Origin of the sequence: Streptomyces sp. NBC_00513, assembly GCF_041431415.1 — a bacterium.
GTDB lineage: Bacteria > Actinomycetota > Actinomycetes > Streptomycetales > Streptomycetaceae > Streptomyces.
Map to the genome: position 1 here is coordinate 6714473 of NZ_CP107845.1, position 23425 is coordinate 6737897.

At 73.4% G+C, this 23425-nt stretch carries 13 protein-coding genes; 5 read left to right on the forward strand and 8 right to left on the reverse strand.

Annotated elements, in window-relative coordinates; genetic code table 11:
- Positions 1 to 108 precede the first annotated feature (108 nt).
- The 3 genes from OHA84_RS30460 to OHA84_RS30470 form a co-directional block, all read right to left on the reverse strand.
- Positions 109 to 7494 (reverse strand): non-ribosomal peptide synthetase, encoded by a 7386-nt coding sequence (locus tag OHA84_RS30460; protein ID WP_266968771.1) that lies wholly within the window; start codon positions 7492 to 7494, stop codon positions 109 to 111.
- A 70-nt stretch (positions 7495 to 7564) separates the two neighbouring features.
- Positions 7565 to 8059 (reverse strand): GNAT family N-acetyltransferase, encoded by a 495-nt coding sequence (locus tag OHA84_RS30465; RefSeq protein ID WP_266968769.1) that lies wholly within the window; start codon positions 8057 to 8059, stop codon positions 7565 to 7567.
- Between the two features lie 55 nt (positions 8060 to 8114).
- On the reverse strand, positions 8115 to 10169 hold the full coding sequence (locus tag OHA84_RS30470) for a M20/M25/M40 family metallo-hydrolase (protein WP_266968767.1): 2055 nt from the start codon (positions 10167 to 10169) through the stop codon (positions 8115 to 8117).
- Between the two features lie 451 nt (positions 10170 to 10620).
- Here OHA84_RS30470 and OHA84_RS30475 point away from each other — a divergent pair, with 451 nt between their 5' ends.
- The 3 genes from OHA84_RS30475 to OHA84_RS30485 all read left to right on the forward strand — a co-directional run bounded on the left by OHA84_RS30475 (position 10621) and on the right by OHA84_RS30485 (position 12663).
- Positions 10621 to 11532 carry an ABC transporter ATP-binding protein gene (locus tag OHA84_RS30475; protein ID WP_199826513.1) on the forward strand — a complete coding sequence of 304 codons (912 nt, stop codon included), beginning with the start codon at positions 10621 to 10623 and terminating at the stop codon, positions 11530 to 11532.
- 47 nt (positions 11533 to 11579) lie between these two features.
- Positions 11580 to 12413: an ABC transporter permease gene (locus OHA84_RS30480; protein WP_266952381.1), complete on the forward strand. Its 834-nt coding sequence runs from the start codon at positions 11580 to 11582 to the stop codon at positions 12411 to 12413.
- A 79-nt stretch (positions 12414 to 12492) separates the two neighbouring features.
- Complete coding sequence (locus OHA84_RS30485) at positions 12493 to 12663, forward strand: MbtH family protein (RefSeq protein WP_053677148.1); 171 nt, start codon at positions 12493 to 12495, stop codon at positions 12661 to 12663.
- 49 nt (positions 12664 to 12712) lie between these two features.
- Here OHA84_RS30485 and OHA84_RS30490 read toward each other — a convergent pair whose 3' ends face one another.
- From OHA84_RS30490 to OHA84_RS30510, 5 genes are all read right to left on the reverse strand, one after another.
- On the reverse strand, positions 12713 to 14875 hold the full coding sequence (locus OHA84_RS30490) for a penicillin acylase family protein (RefSeq protein WP_266968764.1): 2163 nt from the start codon (positions 14873 to 14875) through the stop codon (positions 12713 to 12715).
- A 111-nt stretch (positions 14876 to 14986) separates the two neighbouring features.
- Positions 14987 to 16558, reverse strand: coding sequence for an amidohydrolase (locus tag OHA84_RS30495; protein ID WP_266968762.1), 1572 nt, complete (start codon positions 16556 to 16558; stop codon positions 14987 to 14989).
- 12 nt (positions 16559 to 16570) lie between these two features.
- On the reverse strand, positions 16571 to 17428 hold the full coding sequence (locus tag OHA84_RS30500; RefSeq protein WP_266952387.1) for an ABC transporter ATP-binding protein: 858 nt from the start codon (positions 17426 to 17428) through the stop codon (positions 16571 to 16573).
- Positions 17425 to 18540, reverse strand: coding sequence for an iron chelate uptake ABC transporter family permease subunit (locus tag OHA84_RS30505; protein ID WP_053677965.1), 1116 nt, complete (start codon positions 18538 to 18540; stop codon positions 17425 to 17427). The genes OHA84_RS30500 and OHA84_RS30505 overlap by 4 nt, the downstream gene beginning before the upstream one ends.
- The gene (locus OHA84_RS30510) at positions 18537 to 19616 is read right to left on the reverse strand and encodes a FecCD family ABC transporter permease (RefSeq protein ID WP_371591495.1); all 1080 of its coding nucleotides are present in this window, start codon (positions 19614 to 19616) and stop codon (positions 18537 to 18539) included. Before OHA84_RS30510 ends, OHA84_RS30505 begins: the two co-directional genes overlap by 4 nt.
- 191 nt (positions 19617 to 19807) lie before the next feature.
- Between OHA84_RS30510 and OHA84_RS30515 the strand changes: the two genes are divergently transcribed.
- Both OHA84_RS30515 and OHA84_RS30520 read left to right on the forward strand, forming a co-directional pair.
- Complete coding sequence (locus OHA84_RS30515) at positions 19808 to 21505, forward strand: ABC transporter ATP-binding protein (RefSeq protein ID WP_266952393.1); 1698 nt, start codon at positions 19808 to 19810, stop codon at positions 21503 to 21505.
- The gene (locus OHA84_RS30520; RefSeq protein WP_266968758.1) at positions 21502 to 23409 is read left to right on the forward strand and encodes an ABC transporter ATP-binding protein; all 1908 of its coding nucleotides are present in this window, start codon (positions 21502 to 21504) and stop codon (positions 23407 to 23409) included. Before OHA84_RS30515 ends, OHA84_RS30520 begins: the two co-directional genes overlap by 4 nt.
- Positions 23410 to 23425 lie beyond the last annotated feature (16 nt).

Genomic DNA, 23425 nt, shown 5'->3' on the forward strand with positions numbered 1-23425 from the left:
TCCGGGCCCGCTCCAGGGCCCCGGACGGCCGGTCCCCGGGCCGGGGGTCCTCGCGGACCGCCGCGCACCGTTCGTGCCCCGGGGCGAACACCCCGCGTCCCGTCGTACTCATCGGACCTCCCTCCGCTCCAGCGCCGCGGCGAGGATCCGCCCGATCTCGTCGATCGGGCCGGGATCGGCCAGCTCCAGGTGCCGGGCGTCGATCGGATGATCCTCGATGCGTCCCACGACGTGGTTCACCCAGCTCTGCGGACCCGCCACGGACTGCCCCGCCCCGGCACCGGGGCCGTCGTAGGCGAACTCGGCGGTGGCGGTGAACGTCAACAGCCCGCCGTCGAGCACCCTCGGGAACCAGCGCGCCATCAGCTCGCCGTGGTAGCGGCAGGTGTCCAGCATCACGGCCAACTGGGCCGCGTCACGCGGCGCCGACGCGCCCAGCGCGGGCGCGAGCAACCTCAGCAACTCCTCCGCGTCCGGGGTCCACCTCCCGTCGGCCGCCGCCTCCATGCGCTCACGGGGCGCGCGCACCGCGTCGAGGAGGCGGAGCAGCACCTCGCCCTCGGTGACCGTTCCCTGCCGCACATCGGCAGCCGTGGGGGCCGTACTGTCCATCAGCGCGACCAGGTCGACGCTCTCGCCGCTCTCCTTCAGCTGGATCGCGATCTCGTGCACGAGCACCCCGCCGAACGACCATCCCAGCAGCCGGTACGGGCCGTTGGGCCGCACCTCGCGGATGCGCCGCGCGTACTCCGCCGCGAGCGCGCCCATGTCGGCGGGACGTTCCCCTCCGCCGGCCGGCCCGATGCCCTGCAACGCGTACACGGGCTGATCGGGGCCGAGGCCGCGCAGCAACCCCGCGTACCCGAACCCGTCGCCCACCACCGGGTGCACGCAGAACAGCGGGGGCCGCGAGCCCTGCGCCCGCAGTGCCAGCAGCGGCTCCCACGCCGGGAGCGCCGCCTCCTGGTCGGCCGACGGCGCGGCGGCGGGCAACTGCGGACCCGGCACCGTCACCGGGTCGATCGCCGCGGGTGCCGTGGACGCCGGGCCGGTCGAGAGGCCGGTCATCCCCGACAGCCGCTCGGCGATCAACCGGGGGGTGGGGCAGTCGAACAGGGTCCGGATCGGCAGGTCCACGCCCAGCTCGGCCCGGATCCCCTCCGCCAGCCGCACCATCAGCAACGAGTGACCGCCCAGCAGGAAGAAGTCGTCGTCGGGCCGGACCACGGGCACGTCGAGCAGATCGGCGAAGAGCGTGGTCAGGGTCTTCTCCAGCGGGGTCCGCGGCTCCCGGGCGGCCGAGTCCCCGACGACCGCCGCCGGATCGGGCAGCGCGGCCCGGTCCAGCTTGCCGTTGGCCGTCACCGGGATCGCGTCCAGGGGCACGTACGCCGTCGGCACCATGTGCTCGGGCAGCCTGCCCCGCAGATGCGTGCGCAGCTCCTCGGCGCCCGGCGCCGCGCCGCCCGGGGCGGGCACGAGGTAGGCGACGATGCGGGACGCGGCGCGCGGGTCCTCGCGTACGACCACGGCGCAGGAGCCGACCGCCGGGTGCTCGCGGAGCACCGCCTCGATCTCCCCCAACTCGATGCGGAAGCCACGGACCTTGACCTGTCCGTCGACCCGGCCCTGGTACTCGATGACCCCGTCGGCCCGCAGCCGCGCGAGGTCACCCGTGCGGTACATGCGGGTGCCGGGGGCGCCGTGCGGGTCCGCGACGAACCGTTCGGCGGTCAACGCGGGCCGGTCCAGGTAGCCGCGGGCCAACTGCACGCCCGCCAGGTAGAGGTCACCGGTGACCCCCGGCGGCACCGGCTGGAGTTCGGCGTCCAGCACGTAGACGCGGGTGTTCCACACCGGCCGGCCGATCGGCACGGGCCGGCTCGGATCGTCGTCCGGGCCGCAGGCCCACGCGGTCACCTCGATCGATGCCTCGGTCGGGCCGTACAGGTCCACCAGCAGCACGTCGGGCAGCACCTCACGGAACCGGCGCGCGGTCGCCGACCCCAGCGCCTCGCCACTGGCGACGACCAGGCGCAGCGACCGGCAGCGACCGGCGTCGGGATCCTGGAGGAAGGCGTCCAGCATGGAGGGCACGAACTGCGCCACGGTGATCCGCTCCTCGCGGATCAGCCGGGACAGGTAGGCGGGATCACGGTGCCCCTCGGGCTTGGCGACGACCAGCGTGGCACCCGTGGTCAGCGGCCAGAAGAACTCCCAGACCGACACGTCGAAGCTGGACGGGGTCTTCTGCAACACCCGGTCGACGGACGTCAGCCGGTACTCCTCCTGCCCCCAGCGCAGCCGATTGGCGACGCCCTCGTGCGGGACGACGACCCCCTTGGGGCGCCCGGTGGAGCCGGAGGTGTAGATCACGTACGCGGGATCGGAGGGGGACGGGCCGACCGGTTCGCGGACGGCGGACCCGTCGCCGGCCGGCTCGTCCGTCGCCCCGGCCCACGGGTCCACCACGGTGAGGCCCTCGGGCACCCCCAGGGCGTCGGCGGTCCGCCCCGCCGCGACGAGCGCGGCCGGCCGGGCGTCGGCCAGCATGAACGCCAGCCGCTCCGCCGGGTAGTCCGGATCGAGCGGCACGTGCGCGCCGCCCGCCCGGTGGACGGCGCACAGGGCGGCGACCAGTTCGACCGAGCGGGGCAACGCCACCGCGACCCGGCTCCCGGGGCCGACCCCGGCGGCCGTCAGCCGCCGGGCGAGGGCGTCCACCCGGCCGTCCAGTTCGGCGTAGCTCACCGCGGCGCCCTCGAAGACCACGGCGGTGGCCTCGGGCGTCCGGGCGATCTGCTCGGCGACCGCGTCGGCGAGGGTGGTCGGCGGCAGTTCCCGCCGGGTGTCGTTCCACTCCTCCAGGATCCGGGTCCGCTCCTCGTCGGCGAGCAGCCCGACCCGGCTCAGCGGCAGGTCCGGATCTGCCGCCACGGCGGTGAGCAGCCGGGCCAGCCGGTCGGCGAGGGCGGCGGCGGTGGACTCGTCGAAGAGGTCGGCCCGGTACTCGACGGAACCGACCAACGCGCCCGCCGTGCCGTCCGTCGCCGGCTCCGCGCCCAGCGTGAACGTCAGGTCGAACTTGGCCGGGGCGAGGCCCACTTGCATGCCCCGCGTCGAGACGCCCGGAATGTCGAGGGACGTCTCCACGGCCTGGTTCATCACCAGGGCGACCTGGAAGAGCGGGTGACGGCCGGGCGAGCGCGCCGGGTTGACGAGGTCCACCAGCCGTTCGAAGGGCAGGTCCTGGTGCGCGTACGCGGCGAGGTCGGTCTCCCGCACCCGCCGCAGCAGCTCCCGGAACGTCGGGTTGCCCTCGGTGCGGGTGCGCAGGACCAGGGTGTTGACGAAGAACCCGACGAGTTCGCCCAGCCCCTCGTCGAGCCGCCCGGCCACCGGCGTGCCCAGCGGGATGTCGGTACCGGCTCCCAGTCGGGTCAACAGGCCCGCGAGGCCCGCCTGGACGGCCATGAAGAGACTGGCGCCCTCACCGCCGGCGAGCTCCACCAGGGCGCGGTGCACCGAGGCGTCGACCCGCAGCGGCACGACCCCGCCCGCGTGTCCCGTCGCGGCGGTACGACGCCGGTCCACCGGCAGCGCGATCTCCTCCGGCAGCCCCCGCAGGGCCTCGCTCCAGTGGGCCCACTGCTCGGCGGCCAGGGAACGCGGATCCTGGTCGTCCCCGAGCAGGGCGTGCTGCCACAGGGTGTAGTCGGCGTACTGCACCGCGAGCGGCGTGCCGCGGTCGGGCTCCCCACAGGCCAGCCGGGCCCGGTACGCGGCGCCCAGGTCGCGGGCGAGCGGCCCCAGGGACCAGGCGTCACAGGCGATGTGATGGATGGTCAACAGCAGTACGTGCCGCTCGGGCGCGATCCTGAACACCCGTGCCCGGACCGGCGGTCGGTGGGCCAGGTCGAAGGGCTCCGAGGCGGCCGCCGCCAGCACCGCGTCGAGCGCGGCGCCGTCGGCGTCGTCCGGGCGCAGCGGCAGCACGTCGAGCAGCGGCGGCAGCCGGCGCGGGTCGAGGACCAGCTGCCGGGGCGCACCGCCGTCGTCCGGGAAGACCGTGCGCAACGACTCGTGCCGTTCGACGACATCGCCGAGGGCGGCCGCCAGGGCCCCGATGTCGATCGGCCCGTCGAGCCGCAGGGGGAGCGGGATGTGATAGGCCGGGCTCTCCCGGTCCAGGCGCTGGAGGAACCAGAGCCTGCGCTGCGCGTACGACAGGGGGATCCGGTCGGGGCGCTCCGCCGGCAGCAACGCGGGACGGCGACGCTCGCCGCCCCCCGGCCCGTCGGCCCCCACGAGCCGGGCCAGGCCGGCCGGGGTACGGGCCTCGAACACCGACCGGACCGTGAGGTCGGCCCCGGTCACCGTACGGATGCGACTGATCAGCCGCATCGCGAGCAGCGAGTGGCCGCCCAGGGTGAAGAAGTCCTGGTCGGGCCCGACCTCGGGCATCCGCAGCACCTCGGCGAACAGCGCGCACAGGGCGGTCTCCGCGGGGCCCTCGGGGGCGCGCCCCGGACCCTCGGAGATCCGTACCTCCGGCTCGGGCAGCGCCGCCCGGTCCAGCTTGCCGCTGCTGGTGAGCGGCAGCGCGTCGAGGTGGGAGTACGCCGCGGGGATCATGTAGTCGGGCAGTCGCCGCGCGAGGTGCGCGCGCAGCTCCGCCGGGTCGGGGACGGCGCCCGGGGCGAGCGCGAGGTAGCCGGCCAGGAACCGGTCGTCGGGGGAGTCGCCCCGGACCACGACGGCGGCCTGGACGATGCCCGGGTACTGCTCCAGGACCGCCTCGATCTCGCCCGGCTCGATCCGGAAGCCGCGGATCTTCACCTGCTCGTCCGCGCGACCGAGGTACTCGACCCGCCCGTCGCGACGCAACCGCGCCAGGTCCCCGGTGCGGTACATCCGCGCACCGGGCGGACCGTACGGGTCGGCCACGAACCGCTCCGCGGTGAGCGCGGCACGGCCGAGGTAGCCGCGGGCCACCTGCACCCCGGCGAGGTACAGCTCACCGCGGACGCCGACGGGGGCCGGGCGCAGGAACTCGTCCAGCACGTAGGCGCGCACGCCGTCGATGGGCCGGCCGATGACCGGGGTGGCGCTGTCGCCCAGCGCGCACGCCAGGGCGTCGACGGTGGTCTCCGTCGGTCCGTAGTAGTTGTGCACGGCCACGCCCGGCACGGCCGCGAGCCGGGTCCACAGGTCGGGCCCCACGGCCTCGCCGCCGAGCATCAGGACCTCGGGCCGGTGCGCGTCCCCGTCCAGCAGCCCGGCGGCGATCAGCGGCGCCACGTAGGTGGGGGTGAGGTCGAGGAAGGCCACCCGCTCGCGCCGCACGTACGCCACCAGCGCCGCCGGGTCGAGCCGGACCTCGTCGCAGAGCAGGTGCAGCCGGTGGCCCTCCAGCATCCAGAACAGCGGCTCCCACGAGGTGTCGAAGGTCAGGGAGGCCACCAGGGCGACGTCCAGGCCGTCCGGGGTCCCCGGGCGCACCAGACGGGCCCGGTGGTGTCGCATCAGGTTGGTCAGCGATCGGTGCTCGACGACGACGCCCTTGGGGGTGCCGGTCGAGCCCGAGGTGTGGATGACGTACGCGGCGTCGCCGGGGCCCGTGGGCCCGGTGCGGTCGGCGTCCGTCAGGTCGTGCGACGGGTGCGCGGCGACCGCGGCGGTCACCAGCGGGTCGTCGATCGCACAGGCCGCCGGATGGTCCCACGGTGCCTCGACGCAGGCCCCGGACACGATCACGCACACGGGTCGGACGGTGTCGAGGAGCCCGGCGAGCCGTTCCCCCGGCGTGTCCACCGCGACGGGCACGTAGGCGGCCCCGGACTTCAGGATGGCGAGGAGGCTCACGAGGACGTCGGCGTCCCGGGTCGCCATGAGCACCACGTACCGCTCGGGGCCGGCGCCGCGCCGCACGAGTTCCCGGGCCAGCCGGTTGGCCCGCGCGTTGACCTCGGCGAACGTCAGCCGGGTCGCGCCGGCGACCACCGCGATCCGGTCGGGGTCGGCCGCCGCGCGCTCCTCGAAGGCACGGTGGAAGGTGACGTCCGGGGGAGCCCCCGCACCCGAGGGGAGCGCGGGGCCGTTCCAGGCGGCGGGCAGGGCGGCCCGGTCCTCGGGGGTCAACAGGTCGATGGAGCCGATCCGCTGATCGGGGTCACCGGCGACCGCCTCCAGCAGCAGGGTGAGCCGGCTCATCAGGGCCTCGGCGCCCGCCAGGTCGAAGAGGTCGCTGCTGTACTCGACGAAACAGGTCAGCCCACCCGGGCCGCCGTCGTCGTCACGGCGTTCCATGACGTTGAACGACAGGTCGAACCGGGCGCCGCCCGGGTCGGCCTCCACGAACTCGATGTCCACTCCGGGGAAGACCAGTTCGGCCTTGGGCAGGTTCTGGAAGGCGAGCATCACCTGGAACAGGGGATGCCAGCCCAGCGACCGCGGCGGGTTGAGCGCGGTGATCAACCGCTCGATGGGCATCTCCTGGTGGGAGAAGCCCTGGAGGTCGACCCGCCGGACCCGCTTGAGCAGCTCCCGGAAGGTCGGATCGCCCGAGGTGTCCACGCGCAGCACGAGCGGGTTCACGAAGTACCCGACGACGTCGTCGTAACGCTCGTCCATCCGCCCGGCGGTGGGACTCGCGATCGGGATGTCCGTCCCGGAGCCGGAACGGGTCAGCACCGTGGCGAGCGCGGCCTGGACCAGCATGAACAGGCTCACCCGACACGTGCGCGTCAGCGCCAGCAGTTCACGGTGCAGCTCGGCGGAGATCTCCCAGGGGAAGTAGTCGCCCTCGAAGGTCTTGACCGCCGGCCGAGGGCGGTCGGTGGGCAGTTCGAGGCAGTCCGGGATGCCGTCCAGGGCCTTGCTCCAGTAGCCGAGCCGGCCACTGATCCCGCTGTCGGGGTCCTCCAGGTCGCCGAGCGACTCGCGCTGTTCGAGCGCGTAGTCGGCGTAACTCGCCTGGAGCGGAGCCCAGACGGGCTCCCGGCCCTGGCTCCGCGCGAGATACGCGGCGCTCAGGTCGCGGGCCAGCGGAGCCATGGACCATCCGTCACCGGCGATGTGGTGTTGCACCATCAGCACCACGTGCTCCCGGGGACCGAGCACGAAGACGTGCAGGCGCAGCAGCGGGTCCGCCGTCAGGTCGAAGAGGACCCGGCAGGCGGCGGCGATCAACTCCGGCAGCTCCTCCTCGTCGGCCTCGGCCACCGTGAGTGGCGTGACCACCTCGGCCGGATCCAACACGTGCTGGTACGGGGTCCCGTCCCGCTCGGGGAAGACCGTGCGCAGCGCGGCATGGCGTCCGATCACATCGTCCAGCGCCGCCCGGAGGGCGTCGACGTCGACGATTCCGGTGAGCCGCATGGCCACCGGCATGTGGTACGACGCGTCGCCGTCCTGCAGCCGGTCGTTGAACCAGAGGGCCAACTGTGCGTACGACAGCGGAATCCCCGTCGACCGGTCGGCTTCACCCTGCACGTGTCTTCCTTCTTCCCCGTGTGGACCTGTGGTCCGAATCGCGACAACAACCCGTCAAGCCGGGGGATGGTCAGTCCCCGGCGGTCCAGCGGTACGTGGCGTCCGGCTCCTTCTCCTCGTTGCGGCTGCCGTCGTTGAAGTCCACGGCGACGAATCCGTGTCGCTCGTAGAAGGCGCGGGCGCCGGTGTTGCGTTGGAACACGTGCAGTGTCAGCTCCGCGGGGCTCGCCCCGCGGACCAGCTCCAGCAGCCGCGAACCGATGCCGCGGCGCAGGGCGTCGGGCCGCAGGTAGAGGTGGTCGAGTTCGGTCCCCTCCAGCGAGGCGAAGCCCAGCAGCTCGCCGTGCTCGTCCTCGGCGACCCACACGGTGCTGTCGGGGAGGACGACGTGCGTGATCCAGGCGAGGGTGTCCTCGTCGCTGTGCACCCGGGGGAGGTAGGGCATCGCGGCGGCGCGCGACGCCAGGAAGACCTCCGTGACGGCCTGCGCGTCCTCGGCCGTGGCGCCGCGCAGACGCACCGCGCCCCGGTCCTGTCCCTGTTCGGCGGGCTCGTTCACTGCCATCCGTCTCTCCAAGCTGTCGGTGCGGTCGTGCCCGCCGGGCGGGCACGACCCGTGGTCAGAACGTGTAAGTGCGGCTCGCCAGGGACAGGCCCGCCTCGTCGGCGAAGTACGCCCGGTCCCCGGGGAGCGGTCGGTCCAGGGCGGAGGCGGGCAGCCCCGCCTCCTCGGTCATGGCGAGCAGTCGCACCGGACCGTGGCCCCGTACGGTCAGGGTGAGCGTGAACCCCTCCGCCGGCGGCGCGGCGTGGACGAACCCCCACTTCCAGGGGGTCGCGGTGTACGAGCGGTTCTCCCCGCCGGGCATCTCGCCCGAACCGCCGGGGGCGCCCGCCAGGTTCGCCTTGACCACCTCGGTGGACGAGGTGTCCACGTAGAGCGCGGTCAGGACGGAGCGGCCCCGCTCGGCGGACACGGACAGAGTCAACCGGCGCCCGTCCGCGACGCGTTCTTCGGAGACGACGCGCACCACCGGCTCCGCGACCGCCACCGCCGGGGCGTCGCCGACGAGATGACCGCCGGGCGGCGCCGGCAGGGCCGGGATGCTGTTCTCCAGGTCCGATGTGCGTTCGCCGTCGGTGTAGTGGGCCACCCACGAGTCCGGGTCGGCGTTCTCCGACACCCAGTACGCGCGTGAGCGGTCCAGGTCCCGGGCGTACATCAGGCTCACGGGCAGCGGGTGGCCGCGGTCCGTGCCGTCGACCGCCGCGCCGACCCCCAGCAGCGTGAGCCCCGACAGGGCGAGGGCCAGACCGCCGGCGAGCCCGGCGCGCGGCCGACCCGCGAGGTGGGCCGACGGCAGCAGCAGCAACACCGCGACCAGCGCCACGAAGACCAAGGGAGCCGCCGCAGCGGCGAGTTGTACCGCCGGGAACAGCAGGACGACCAGCGGGACGATCAGGACCGCGGCCGGCACGCCCGGCAGGGCGAGGGCCACGGGACGCCAGGGCGACTCCTCGGCGAGCCGCGCGGTCAGGGCCAAGGCCGCCGCGCCCGCGAGCGCGGTCCACGTGAACAGGTAGCACGCGCCGGGCAGCGCCAGGGCGGTGGCCAGGGCGAGCGCCACCAGCCACGCCAGCACGGCCGCCAGGGACTCCGGCTGCGTCGTACGGGTGCGGGCCCACCGCGTCCAGCCCCAGGCGACCGCCACGACGAGCGACACCAGCCCGGCGACGAGGAGTTCCGGACGGTACGGATCCCCGTGCGTGAACCGGCCGTAGGCGGGCTTGACCAACAGGAGGGCCTGCCAGGAAGCCCAGCCGACCGCCCCCGCCGCCACCAGGACCAACGGGAACGCGGCCACCCCCACCGCAACCCTCCGCAGGCGCAGCGCTCCGCGCCGGCGGGCGTACCAGCCGGCCGCGACGGCGGCGAGGAGGGCCGCTCCCGCCAGGGGCAGCACGGCTCCGGCCGGGTAACGCACCAGTACCGGGCCCACGTTGAACCAGGTCGCGTCCGAAGCGCCGGCGACCTGCTCCAGGTCCGCGCCCGCGAGGCTCCTGGTGGCGGAGAGCGCGGTGGCTCCCAGGTCCTGGAGGCTGCCGGAGTCGACGTGCTCGATGTCGTCCTCGGTGGAGTGGTAGCGCGAACTGCCGCCGATCACGGCGAAGTTCAGACCGGTCAGGCCCGCCTCGCGAAAGTGGGTGAAGTCGGTCTCGTTGGGGAGCAACCGGTAGACCTCGTCGGCCAGGGAGGTGGTGACCGGCGGGCGGTCGCCCAACGCGCCGACCACGCCCGCGCTGCGCTCACCCGTCTGGAACATGACGGCCGGACCCGTGGTGCCGCGCGCATCGAAGTTGATCACGACGTCCCGTCGCGGGTCGAGGGCCGGCGTGTTCCGCACGTACGCCCTCGCCCCGAGCTGCCCGATCTCCTCCGCGTCGGTGAAGAGCAGGACGACGTCGTTGCGGGTGCGCTCCCCGGCTTTGAGTACACGGGCGATCTCCAACACCGCGCCCACTCCGAGTCCGTCGTCGGACGCGCCGGGACCGGAAGACGTGGAGTCGGTGTGGGCGACGAGCAGGATCCTTCCGGTCGAGGACCGCCCGGGGACGGTCGCCGTGATGTTGTGGACCCGCCCCGCCAGGTGGGAGGCGGAGGAGCCGGGAAGCACCTCGGTCGCCTCCTGAACCGACGGATTCAGGCCAAGTTTCCGCAACTCGCCTTCCACGTGGCCGCGCACTCGGTCCGACGCCGCCGATCCGGAGGGATGGGGGGTGGTCGCGATCTGCTCGATGTGCTCTTTCGCGCGCCCTGCGGAAAAGGAACTCGGCACCTCATCTTTGCCCGCAGGTATGGGAGTTGACTGCACCGACAATCCACAGAAGGCCGTGATCAGAGCAAGCAGCGCGACCGCCGACAGCGCAGGCATGCGCGTTCTCATTCGTGCCCCCCGGCGCTTGGCGAACCACCAGGCGGGTTCGTTCACCGAAGCAACGTAACAGCACCGGGCAATCGTTGATAGATCTTGCCGGGTCCGGTCCCATGGTGTTTGGATGGGCAGCCGCAGGACGGCCATGACCAGTTGCCCCGCGATGTCAACGGCATTTGAGGGGGATCCCAGGGTGAACGTCCCCGCTGTCCGCATGAGCGGCGCGGTCAAGAGCTACGGATCGACCAGGGCCGTCGACGGACTGGACCTGGAGGTGCCGGCCGGGATGTTCCTCGGCCTGCTCGGTCCGAACGGAGCGGGCAAGTCCACCACCATGCGCATGCTCACCGGGCAGAGCAGGGCGGACAGCGGTACCGTCGAGGTCTTCGGGCACCGACTGCCCGAGGAGTCCCGTCGCGTCCGGTCCCTGATCGGCGTCGTGCCACAGCACGACAACCTCGACTCCGAGCTGTCGGTCCGACAGAACCTCGACGTCTTCGCCCGGCTGGGGGCCGTGCCCGCGCGCGAATGCCGTGCCCGGGTCGATCGGGCGCTGGCCGACGCACGCCTCACCGATCGGGCCGGCCACCGTGTCGACGCCCTCTCCGGCGGCATGCGCAGACGACTGCTCCTGGCCCGGGGGACCCTGCTGTCCCCCCGCCTGCTGCTGCTCGACGAACCCACCGTCGGCCTCGATCCGCAGATCCGCCAGGACCTCTGGGACGTCATCGAGGAACTGCGCGCGGGCGGCACCACCGTGGTGATGTCCACCCACTACATCGAGGAGGCCGAGCGCCTCGCCGACAGCGTGGCCGTGGTCTTCGGCGGCAAGCTCATCGCCCAGGGCGCCCCCGCGGAACTGCTGCGCGCGCACGCCGGGGCGCAGGCCGCCGAGTACCGGGGCGACGCGGCACGCCGCGCCCGCGTGGAGCGGGTCGCGACGGAGGCGGGCCTGCCCAGCCGACGTACCGGACTCTCCGTCTCCGTGCTGCGCGCCGAGACCATGACGGCCTCGGTCCACGAACTCCTGGGCGCCCCCGACGTCCTGCGCCCCACCACGTTGGAGGACGTCTTCGTCGTCCTGACCGGGGCGCTCTTCAGCTGACTCGCCCCGCCCGCGACGGCTCCGCCGTTCCAGAAAGGACCCTTCCCATGACGAGGGCAGCTCCCGCACGCCCCGCGCAGACGCGGGTACGCGCCCCGGAGGACCCGCGGAAGGCGACCCCGGTGCTCTGGCCCACCCTGCGGGCCGTCTGGCTGCGGGAACTCCTGCTCTTCCGCCGCTACTGGCCGGCCGTGACCTTCGGTTCCCTGGTGGAGCCGCTGGTGTACATGGCCGGATTCGGTCTCGGGTTCAGCCGGTTGATCAGCACGGCGGAGGGACGGCCCTACATCCAGTTCATCGGCACCGGCATGGTGGTCACGTCGGTCCTCTTCGCCTCGGCGTTCGCCGGGATGTTCGAGACCTTCAACCGCCGGTGCTACCAGAAGCTCTACGACGACATGCTCAGTCGGCCGGTCGACGTCTGGGAACTGATCACGGCCGAGGCCTCCTGGATCGCCGTCAAGTCGTCGATCTACAGCTCCGCCCCGCTGCTCATCACCCTCGCCGCGGGCCTGCCGGCGACTCCCGGACTGTTGCTGGTGCCCTTCATCGCGCTCTTCTCCGGGTTCGGCTTCGCCCTGTGCGGCATGTGGGTCTCCTGCCTGGTGCCGGCGATCGACTGGCTGCGCCTGGTGGTGTCGGGCGTCCTCACGCCGATGGTCATGGCGGCGGGGGTGTTCTTCCCGTTGGACGGCCTGCCCGGGTGGATCGGAGGCATCGCAACCGTGAATCCGATCTACCACTGTATGGAATTGGTGCGTCACTCGGCGTTCGGAACGCTGGGAATGGGCGACCTCGTTCACGCGCTCGTGCTGATCGGATTCACCGCCCTCAGTTGGTTCCTGGCATTGCGCGGGATGACGCGCCGCCTCATCGACTGATTTCCGATACCACGAGCACATGTTTGAACATACATGTATCGGTATATTCTTCCATTGATGTGACTGAAAGGGGGTCGTCATGACCAACCCGTTCGACGATCCGGACCGCCTCTTCCGCGTGCTGCGCAACACCGGGGGCGAACACTCGCTCTGGCCGGACGGCATCGAGATTCCCGCGGGCTGGCAGGTCGTCCACGGCGAGGCCTCGCGCGCCGCCTGCCAGACCTGGATCGAGGACAACTGGCGCTGAGGGGACGGCCGGTGGCCGCCCCCTCCCGTCCGCTGCCGGTCGCCGCGCCTCAGCGGGAACGGACCGCCTCCGCCGGCAGGGCCTCCGGTGCACTGGTGCGCTCGTGGACGAGGCCGGCGAAATCCGTCAGCACGGGCACGAGCTCGCCGCGCAGCCACCGGGGCAACTGGTCACGGTGGTGTGCGTCGGCCGGAACGCCCGTGGCGCCCAGCGGGACCACCCAGAGGCTGCGGTCCCGGTCGGACAGGTCCCACACGTAACGGGCGGAAGGGCCGCGCGAGCTGAGGTCGGTGACGCCCGGGGTGCTCGAGGTCGCCAGGACGCAGTCGTGGTCGCCGCCCAGCCCCGGCCCTTCCTCCCCGGACGGGCCCCCGAAGGTGTTCCCGAACGGGCCGCCCGACGGCAGCGCTCGGAGCGGGGCCAGCCGGTGCGACGCGCCCCATGCGAGGGGTTCCTCCCGCGCGACCTCCTCCAGGGACGCGCGCAGAATGCCGGTCAGCGGCAGTCCGGGCAGCAGGTCCGTCGTGAGCAGGTTCTCCAGGGCGAAGGCGACCTTCGCGGTGAGCGTCAGCCAGGGCTGGAACACCGACGGGTACGGCAAAGTCGTGGCCAGCGGCCTCAGTTGCGGGGACGACGCGATCCGGCGGGTGACGGTCGACCGTAGCCGCGCGTAGTCGCCGGCGGTCCGGCTGCCCGCGTCCATGCGCAGGTCCCACGCCATCAGCCGCTCACGCAGCCGTTCGGCCCCGGCGCTCAGACCGGTCAGGCGCCCGACGGCCGCCAACAGCGGCCGGGCCGCCTCCAGCAGGGTGTCCATGTGGACGGTGGACATGGCCGGGGCCGTCCACTCCCGGGACTCGCGCAGCAGCGCCTCGATCCTTCGCGCCCGGTACGGCGGGGCGAACTCCACCCCGAGCGGGGTCGCGATCCCGCGGGCGTTGGCCATCACCGCGAGGCCCTCCGCCGCGGCGTCCTCCCGCGGCGTCGCGAGCGGCCCCCGCCACTCGTGCCCCCCGTGCCAGGCCGGCACGATCCGCAGCCCGTTGTCACGATGGCGATCGGGCACGTACCCCGCGACCCGGTGCAGCAGCCCCCCGGCCGTGTCGGCGGCGTGGACCACGTTGACCGGTTCGATCCAGCCGTCGAGCGCCCGGTCCACGTCCTCGACGGTACGTGCCCGCATCAGGGCCGGGATGGTCGCGAAGCCCAGGTCCCCGGTGACCCTGGGTGGGTACCGCAGGCTGACCCGGCCGGGCCCGTCGGTCGGCTCGGGCTCCTGCGGATCGCCCGGGACCCGCCCGCCGATGACGATCGGGCCGCGGTCCGTCTCGATCACGTCGACCTCGACGGGAGCGCCGTCCGCGACCTCGACGACCTCCCGGTGGTGACGGGCCGGCCGCCAACCGTCCGGCCCGAGCGCCTCGAACCCGCCGTCCCCCGAAGGCGACACGGGGCGCAGTCGTTCCCGGTAGAGGTCGTGGTAGTCGGACATCGCGTTCGTGATGGCCCAGGCCACCGAGCCGGTGTGGCCGAAGTGCGCGATGCCGGGCACGCCGGCGACGGCGAAGCCGACGACGTCGTAATCGGGGCACGACAGGTGGATCTGCTGGTAGAACCCCGGATCCTGAAGGAAGCGGTGGGGGTCTCCCGCGATGATCGGGGCGCCGGTGGCGGTCCACTCGCCCGACACCATCCAGCCGTTGGAGCCCGCCGTGCCCGGATCGTCGGTCGCGAACAGTTCGGCGGCCTCCTCGCCCAGCCGGCGGATCACCTCCTCGCGCCACAGCTTGGTGGGGAACCCCGCGAACAGGATGTGGTGGGCCAGCCAGACCCCGAGCGGGGTCCACGGCTGCCAGTGCCCCGGCGCGAGACCGACCGCGGCGAACTCGGGAGCCGCGGCCGCACCCTCGGCCAGTCCCGCGTTGACCCCGTCGACGTACGCGCCCACCCACGCGGCCGTCTCCTCGTCGAGGCCGGCGAAGCAGCGCCGCGCGGTGTCGTCGAGCCGCGCCTGACGGGCGAACCGGTCCCAGGCGACGGCGTCCGAACCGAGGAACGAGGCCGTGGTGCCCTGCGAGCGGTGCCGCTCGACCTCGATCTGCCAGGCCCGGTCACGTGCGGCGTTCTCCCCCTGCCCGTAGGCGAGTCGGAGGTGGTCGGACGCCTTCAGATGGGGAATGCCCCACGCGTCCCGGTACGTGCTGACCGTCATTCGTCCGCGACCTTCCCACCCGACAACAATCGAACTTAGGCTACCCTAAGTCGATTGTCCGGGGTCCGCGACCGTACGGTCGGCGGCCGCCCGCCCGTCAGCGGGGGACGGTCACACCCGGCCCGCCGTGGGCACGCCGTCCACGTACGTGTCGAGCACCTCGATGTCGCCGATGCGCGAGGTCTCCACCCGCGTGGGATCGTCGGCGAGCACCACGAGATCGGCCCGCTTCCCCGGCGTCAGAGTGCCCGCGCGGTCCTCCCAGCGGCAGGCGCGGGCGCCGCCGACCGTGTACGCGTACAGGGCCTCCTCGACGCTGATCGCCTCGTCCGGGCCGATCGCCCGCCCCGACAGCGAGGTCCGCTCGACCATGAACTGGACGGCCCGCAGGGGGGAACCGTCCGTCACGGGCCGGTCGGAACTGCCCACCAGGGTCACCCCGTGGTCGAGGAACCCGCGGCCCCGGTACATCCACGGGGCCCGCTCGGGACCCATGACGGCCGCGTAGTCGTCCCCGAAGTACCGCAGGAAGTTCGGCTGGACCACCGCACTGAGACCCAGCGCGGCGAACCGCGGCAGCTGGTCCGGGCGGATCAGTCCGGCGTGTTCGATCCGGTGCCGGGCGTCCGGCCGGGGCCGCAGGGCCTGGGCCCGCTCCAGCGCGTCCAGGGCGAGGTCGGCGGCACGGTCGCCGATGGCGTGCACCGCGAGCTGCCAGCCGGCGAGGTGCCCGTCCACGATCAGCTCCGTGATCGCCTCGGGGGAGTCCTGGAGTTCACCGATCCCGTCCGTCCCGACGTACGGGCCGGTCAGCGCGGCCGTACGGGCCATCATGCCGCCGTCGGTGTAGATCTTGAGCGCGCCGACGGACAGCCAGTCGTCCCCGAACCCGGTCCGCAGCCCGAGGTCGAGCGCGCGCGGGAAGCCGTCGTCCGCGTGGGCCGCCACGGGGCGCAGGGTGTCCCCGGCCGCCATCAACTGGACCCGCAGCGGAAGCCGGCCCCGGTCGCGCAGTGCCTGGTAGGCGCCGGCCTCGACCGGGCTGTGGCCGAGGAGCCCGCCACCGATCCCGGCCTCCGCGCAGGCGGTGATGCCCTCGCCCAGGCACTGCCAGCCGGCGCGTTCGATGGCGTCGGCCAACTCCTCCTGGGAGTAGGGCAGTCGCAGCCGTCGGGCGGCGGTCATGGCGCTCTCGGCGAGGAAGCCCCCGCCGGCCGCGTCCGAGGCGGGCAGCAGGTCCAGGACAGCGCTGTTGACCACGCAGCCGTGCCCGGAGTCGTGCAGCATGAACACCTTGCGGCCGTCAGCGACCTTGTCCAGTTCGACGGCCGTCAGATGCCGCCCCAGGGCCCGCTGGTCGTATCCGACGATGTCCACCCACGCCCCGACCGGCTTGTCCGCGACGGCCCGCGCTACCACCGCCAACACGTCCTCGACCCGCTCGCACGGCGCCACGCTCGGCGTGGCGGCCTTCAGACCCGTCCAGGCCAGATGGACGTGGCTGTCGATGAACCCCGGCAGCACGGTGGCGCCCTGGAGGTCCACCACCTCCCGGGCGGGCAGTCCCGTCACCGCCTCGTCGAGGCCGACGATCCGGCCGCGCCAGATCCCGATGTCGTGGGCGACGGGGTGCGCCGGGTCCATGGTGACGACGTGCGCGTTGGTCAGCCGCGTACTGAGCATGGGCATCGGTCCTCAGGAAGTGGGAGCCACCGGTTCCGGCGTCAGGGGGTGGCGGGTACGGGCGGTGGGGACCATCAGCGGGGTGCCGGTCTCCGGGTCCTCGATGATCCGGCAGGGCAGGCCGAAGACGTCCCGCACCAGTTCGGCCGTCATCACCGTCGAAGGGTCGCCCTCGGCGGCGATCGTGCCGCCGGGCCTCATGACCACCAGGTGGCTGGCGTACCGGCAGGCCTGGTTGAGGTCGTGGAGCACGGCGACGATGGTGTGGCCCTTGTGCTCGTGCAGGTCGGCGCAGAGGTTCAGCACCTCCACCTGGTGGGCGATGTCGAGGTAGGTCGTCGGTTCGTCGAGCAGCAGGATCGAGGTCTGCTGGGCGAGCACCATGGACAGCCAGACGCGTTGGCGCTGCCCGCCCGACAGGTCGTCCACCGGCCGGTCGGAGAGTTCCAGCACTCCGGTCTGGCGCATGGCCTCGACCACCGCGTCCTCGTCCTCCGGGGCCCACTGCTTGAGCATCCGCTGGTGCGGGTAGCGCCCCCGGGCCACCAGGTCGCCGACGGTGATCCCGCCCGGGGCGGTCGAGGTCTGCGGGAGCAGGCCGAGCCGGCGGGCCACCTCGCGCGAGCGGTACGAGGCGATGGCGGCCCCGTCCAGGTAGACCTCGCCCTCCGTGGGCTTGAGCATCCGGGCGAGCGCCTTCAGCAGGGTGGACTTCCCGCAGGCGTTCGGGCCGATGATCACGGTGAAGGAGTGGTCGGGGATGACCACCCCGAGGTCGGTGGCCACGGTCCGTTGCTCGTAGCGGAGGGTCAGGCCCTCGGCCCGCAGCCGGGCCGTCGGGACGGTGTCCGGAGCGCTCGTACGTGTCATGCGCGGCTCTTTCGCGACTCGGTGACCAGCAGCCAGATGAGGTAGAGACCGCCGATGACTCCCGTGGCGGTGCCGACCGGAAGGAGGGCGTGGGTGAACAGGCGCTGTACCGCGAGGTCGCTCACGGCCAGCAGGACGGCGCCCATCAGGGCGGCCGGGACCAGGCCGGAACCCGAGGAGCGGATCAACTTGCGGGCCAACTGGGGCGCGGCCAGCGCGATGAACACGATCGGACCGGTGACCGCCGTGGCGAAGGCGGCCAGCGAGACACTGACGATCAGCAGGGCGGTCCGGGTGCGCGCCACGTTCACCCCGAGCGCCATCGCGGTGTCGTCGCCCATCTCCACCATGGTCAGTCGGCCGCCGAGGAGGAACGCGAGCGGCAGCAGGACGGCCACGGCGATCCCGACGGCCGCCGCGTGGTCCCAGGTCCGGTTGCCGAGGGTGCCGACGAGCCAGGCCTGCGCCTCCAGCGCCTCCTGCCAACTGGCGCGGGTGATCAGGTACGCGTTGACGGCGAGCAGCAGCGCGCTGACCCCGATGCCGATGACGACGAGACGGAACCCCTGCACGCCCCCGCGGAACACCAGCAGGTACACGGCGAGGGCCGTGCCCAGCCCGCCGATCAGGGCGCCGAACACGATCTGGGTCATGCTGCCGTGCAGGGTGACGATCACGACCAGTGCCCCGGTCGCCGAACCGTTGGTGAAGCCGATGATGTCGGGGCTGCCCAGGGCGTTGCGGGTCAGGCTCTGCAGGATGGCGCCGCTCACCGACAGGGCGGCGCCCACGCACAGGGCGGTCACCAGGCGGGGCATGCGCAGCGTGTTGACGACGAAGTCGGCCGCTCCGGAGCCGCTGCCGGTGAGGGCCCGCAGGACCTCGGGCACGGACAGGGTGAAGTCGCCGGTCGTCAGGGTGACCAGCATGACGGCGACGAGCACGACGGCCAGCGTGCCGCCGACGAGGAGCGTACGGCCGTGGAAGCGCAGGGAGACGCCCCCTCGACGCCCGCGCACCACCCGGCCGGTGATCACCCGCGAGGGGGCGGTGGGACGGGACTTCGGGCGGACGGCCGCGGCGGGCGCCCCCGTTCCCCGGGCGGGGCTCACAGCATGACCAGCTTTCGGCGACGGCACAGGACGAGGAAGAGCGGCGCCCCGACGAACGCGGTGACGATGCCCACCTGGATCTCGCCGGGCGCGCCGACCACCCGGCCCAGGACGTCGGACCCGACGAGCAGGATCGGTGCCAGCAGCACCGAATAGGCCATCACCCAGCGCTGGTCGGGGCCGACCAGGAAGCGGGCCACGTGCGGGACCACCAGGCCGACGAACCCGATCGGGCCGGCGGCGGCGGTCGCCGCCCCGCACAACAGCATCACGGCGATCACCCCGAGGATCCGGGTGCGGCCGACGTTCACCCCCAGGGCGCGGCCGAGTTGGTCGCCCATGGCGAGGGCGTTGAGGGAGGGGGCCAGCAGCAGGGCGAGGACCAGTCCGGCGACGACGAAGGGCAGGATCACCCACACCACGTCCATCCGCCGGCCGGCGAGCGCACCCACCGTCCAGTGGCGGAACTGATTGAAGGCGCGCGGGTTCAGCAGCAGGATCGCGGAGTTGAAGGCGTACAGCACGGCGGTGACGGAGGCACCGGCCACCACCAGCCGGTCCGGGGTGGCCAGTTTCCGTCCGGCCGAGCCGAGCAGGAAGACCACGACCGAGGCGACGGCGGCTCCCACGAAGGCGAACCAGACGTAGCCGAGGGCCGAACCGATGCCCAGGAAGGCGATGGCCACCACCACCCCCGTCGAGGCCCCCAGGCTCACCCCGAGGAGGCCGGGGTCGGCCAGCGGGTTGCGGGTGAGGGCCTGCATCAGGGCGCCGGACAGCCCGAGGGCGACGCCCACGAGCAGTCCGAGCACGGTCCGGGGGATCCGGTAATCGTGGATGATCACGGAGGTCTGCGTGCCGTCGGGGTTCCACAGCACCCCCCATGTCGAGGTGAAGGGGATGTCGCGGGTGCCCGACCACACGCTCAGCAGGGCGATCACCACGAGCGCGGCGAGCGCGACCAGCAACCCCACGCTCCGCACGGCGGCCACGGCGGCCACCGCGGCTCCGCGTCCCCGAGGAGCCGGGAGCTCCTCGGCATCACGTCCGACCTTCGCCCGGGTCTCGACCGACAACACGGCTCCCCTCGGCGACCGATCGCACAATGCGACCAAGCACGTTCAACTTAGGTGAGGCTAACCGAATGTTCTCGGAGGGGTCAACGCGCTTGCACGGCGGGGCAGTCCGTCCGGCGTGGGAATCGCACCCGATGGGGAGGGTCGAACATTAGAGTAGCCTCACCTAACCCGACCTCCGGAGGTCCCGCATGCTCGACGCCGGCCCACCCGGAGGTTCCGTCCTCCGGCGCGCGATCACCGCGCAGCGGCGCCGGGTCGCCGCCGCCTCGCTCCTCGGAACGACCCACCAGGCCTGCGAGGCGATGGTCCCCGTCGTCATCGGCGTCATCATCGACCGGGCCGTCGCCACCGGATCCGGAGCGGCACTCCTGCGCTGGCTGCTCGTCCTCGCCGTGCTCTTCCTCGTGTTGTCCACCTGCTACCGCACCGCGGCCCGCATCACCGACGGCTCCGGCGAACTGGCCGCGCACCGCATCCGCACCGAACTCGGCACCCGGGTCCTCGACCCGCGCGGCGGCGCCGACTCCGGCCGACTGCCCGGCGCGCTCACCGCCATGGCCACCGGCGACGCGGCCCGGGTGGGCGCCGTGGTCGCCGCCCTGCCGTACGGGATCGCCGCCGTCGCCGGACTCGCCGTCAGCGCCGTGGCCCTGCTGCGCGTATCGGTACCCCTCGGCCTGCTCATCCTGCTCGGGGTACCGCCCCTGTTGTGGCTCGGACACCTCATCAGCCGCCCCCTCGAACGGCGCAGCGAGGCCGAACAGGAACAGGCCGCGCACGCCTCGGGAGTCGCCGCCGACCTGGTCGCCGGCCTGCGCGTGCTCAAGGGCATCGGCGCCGAACCGGCGGCCGTGGACCGGTACCGCCGCACCAGCCGGGACTCCCTCGCGGCCGCACTGCGCGCCGCCCGCAGCCGGTCCTGGCACGACGGGGCGATCCTGTCCCTGACCGGCGTCTTCATCGCCGTCATCGGGCTGGTCGGAGCCCGCCTCGCCATGGACGGCTCGCTCAGCGTCGGTGAACTCGTCGCGGCCGTGGGCCTCGCGCAGTTCCTCCTCGGTCCCTTCCAACTCCTCACCTACGTCAGCGCCGAGTTCGCGCAGGGCCGCGCCTCCGCCGCCCGGATCGGCGAGGTGCTCGACTCCTCGCACGCCGTGCCCGCAGGAACCGCCACCCCGCCCGACCCGTTCACGGGGGGACTGCGGTTGCGCGGCGTCTCGTACGGGGCGCTGCGCGACATCGACCTGGACATCGCGGAGGGCAGCCTGGTCGGCGTCGTCTGCCCCGACCCGGCGGCCGCCACCGACCTGCTGCTGTGCCTCGGCCGCGAGTTCGACCCGGAGCGCGGCACGGTCGAGCTGGGCGGGATCGCCCTGTCCTCCCTCGATCCCGACGCCGTACGCCGCGCCGTCCTCGTCGCCCACCACGACGCCGACCTCTTCGAGGCCAGCCTCCTCGACAACGTCCGGGCGGGGGCCGACACCTCCGTGGCCGACCTCGGCCCGGTGCTCAACGCCTCCACCACCGACGACGTGGCCCGCGCGCTGCCCCAGGGCGTGCACACCCCGCTCAGCGAACGCGGCAGGTCGTTGTCCGGCGGCCAACGCCAACGGGTCGCGCTGGCCCGGGCCCTGGCCGCCGACCCGCACGTCCTGGTCGTCCACGACCCGACCACCGCCGTGGACACCGTCACCGAGTCGCTGATCGCGGCCCGCCTGCGCGACCTGCGCAAGGGGCGCACCACGCTCCTCGTCACCACCAGCCCCGCGCTGCTGTCCGTCACCGACCGCGTCGTGGTCATCCGCGACGGCGCCGTCACCGCCGACGGCCGCCATCCGGAACTCGTCACCGACGACGCGTCCTACCGATCGGTGGTGCTCGTATGAGTTCCGACCGCACGCCCGAAGAGCCGACCGGGCCCGACGAGCCGTCCGGGTCGACCGACGCGCCGCCGCCGGGCGACCCGCACAACCCGGGCACGGCGAGCGCCGCCGCGCGCGCCATCCTGCCCGTGGCCACCGGCGGACAGACCCTCGCCGCCGTCGCCGAACTGCTGCGCGGACGCCGCCTCCAGGCGCTCACCGCCGCCGCCGTCCTCACCCTCGGCACCGGCATCGGCCTGCTCACCGCCCCGATCCTCGGCCGCATGGTCGACCTGGTGGCCGCGCACCGGGGCACCGGCTCGCTGACCGTCCCCATGATCCTCCTGCTCGCGGTGGCCGTCGGCCGGGGCGCCGCCACCGCCCTCGGCAGCTCCCTCGTCGCACGGCTCGGCGAAACCGTCCTCGCCGGAGTGCGCGAACGGTTCATCGAACGGGCCCTGAACCTCCCACTGGAACGCGTCGAACAGGCCGGCTCGGGCGACCTCACCTCACGGGTGACCGGCGACGTCACCCTCATCACCCGGGTCGTGCGCCAAGCCCTGCCCGAGTTCACCACCGCCCTCCTGACCATCGTGCTGACCCTGGCCGGACTCGCCGTGCTCGACTGGCGGTTCCCGCTCGCCGTGCTGCTCGCCGTCCCGGTCCACGTCCTGACCGTCCGCTGGTACATCCCGCGCGCGGTCCCCGTGTACGCCGCCCACCGCGTCGCCAACGGCGCCCTCCAGCACCAGCTCCTCGACAGCGTGGGCGGCGTGCGCACGGTGCGGGCGTTCCGCCTGACCGGGCAGCACGCCCGACTGCTGGACGCGCGCTCGCGGGAGGCCGTGGACCTGGCCCTGCGCGGGATCAGGCTCGTCTCCGGCTTCTTCTCCCGGCTCAACCTCGCCGAGTTCATCGGACTCGCCGCCGTGCTGGTCACCGGCTTCCTGCTGGTCGGCAACGGCACCGTGAGCATCGGCACCGCCACCGCCGCGGCGCTCTACTTCCACGGCCTGTTCAACCCCGTCAACACGGCACTGTTCCTCATCGACGACGCCCAGTCCGCCGGCGCGAGCCTCGCCCGGCTCGTCGGCGTCGCCTCCCTGCCGGCCGAGGAGGGACCCACGGGGGCGGCGCGACCGGCCGACGGTTCCGTACGCGTCCGGGCGCTCGGCCATGCGTACGAGCCCGGTCACCCGGTCCTGACCGAGGTGGACCTGGAGGTCCGGGCCGGGGAACGCGTGGCGCTCGTCGGAGCCAGCGGCGCCGGCAAGACCACCCTCGCCAAGCTGATCGCCGGCGTCCACCGACCGACCTCCGGCTCGATCGAACTCGGCGGCGCCGACACCCGCGAGCTCGGCCCGGCGGGCGTACGCGCCGCCGTGACCCTGATCAGCCAGGAGGTTCACGTCTTCGCCGGACCGCTCGCGGACGATCTGCGGCTGGCCAGGCCCGCGGCGACCGACGCGGAGATCACCGCCGCGCTGGCCCGCGTCGATGCCCTGACCTGGGTGGAGGCCCTGCCCGAGGGCGTGTCCACCGTCGTGGGGGAGGGCGGACATCGGCTGACGGTGACGCAGGCCCAACAACTGGCCCTGGCCCGGCTCGTGCTCGCCGATCCGCCCGTGGCGATCCTCGACGAGGCCACCGCCGACGCCGGGAGCGCCGGCGCCCGCACCCTGGAAGCCGCCGCGCTGCGCGCCCTGGAGGGCCGGACCGGACTCATGGTCGCCCACCGGCTGCCGCAGGCGGCGAGCGCGGACCGCATCGTCGTCCTCGACCGGGGCCGGGTCGTGGAGAGCGGCACCCACGCGGAACTGGTCGCCGCGGGCGGCCGCTACGCCGGCCTCTGGGCGGCCTGGTCCGACAGCCGGCGCTCCGGTCCGACGGACGCCACCCTGCCCCTGCCCCGGCCCCGCGAGGCCTGAGCGCCCCGGGACGGCC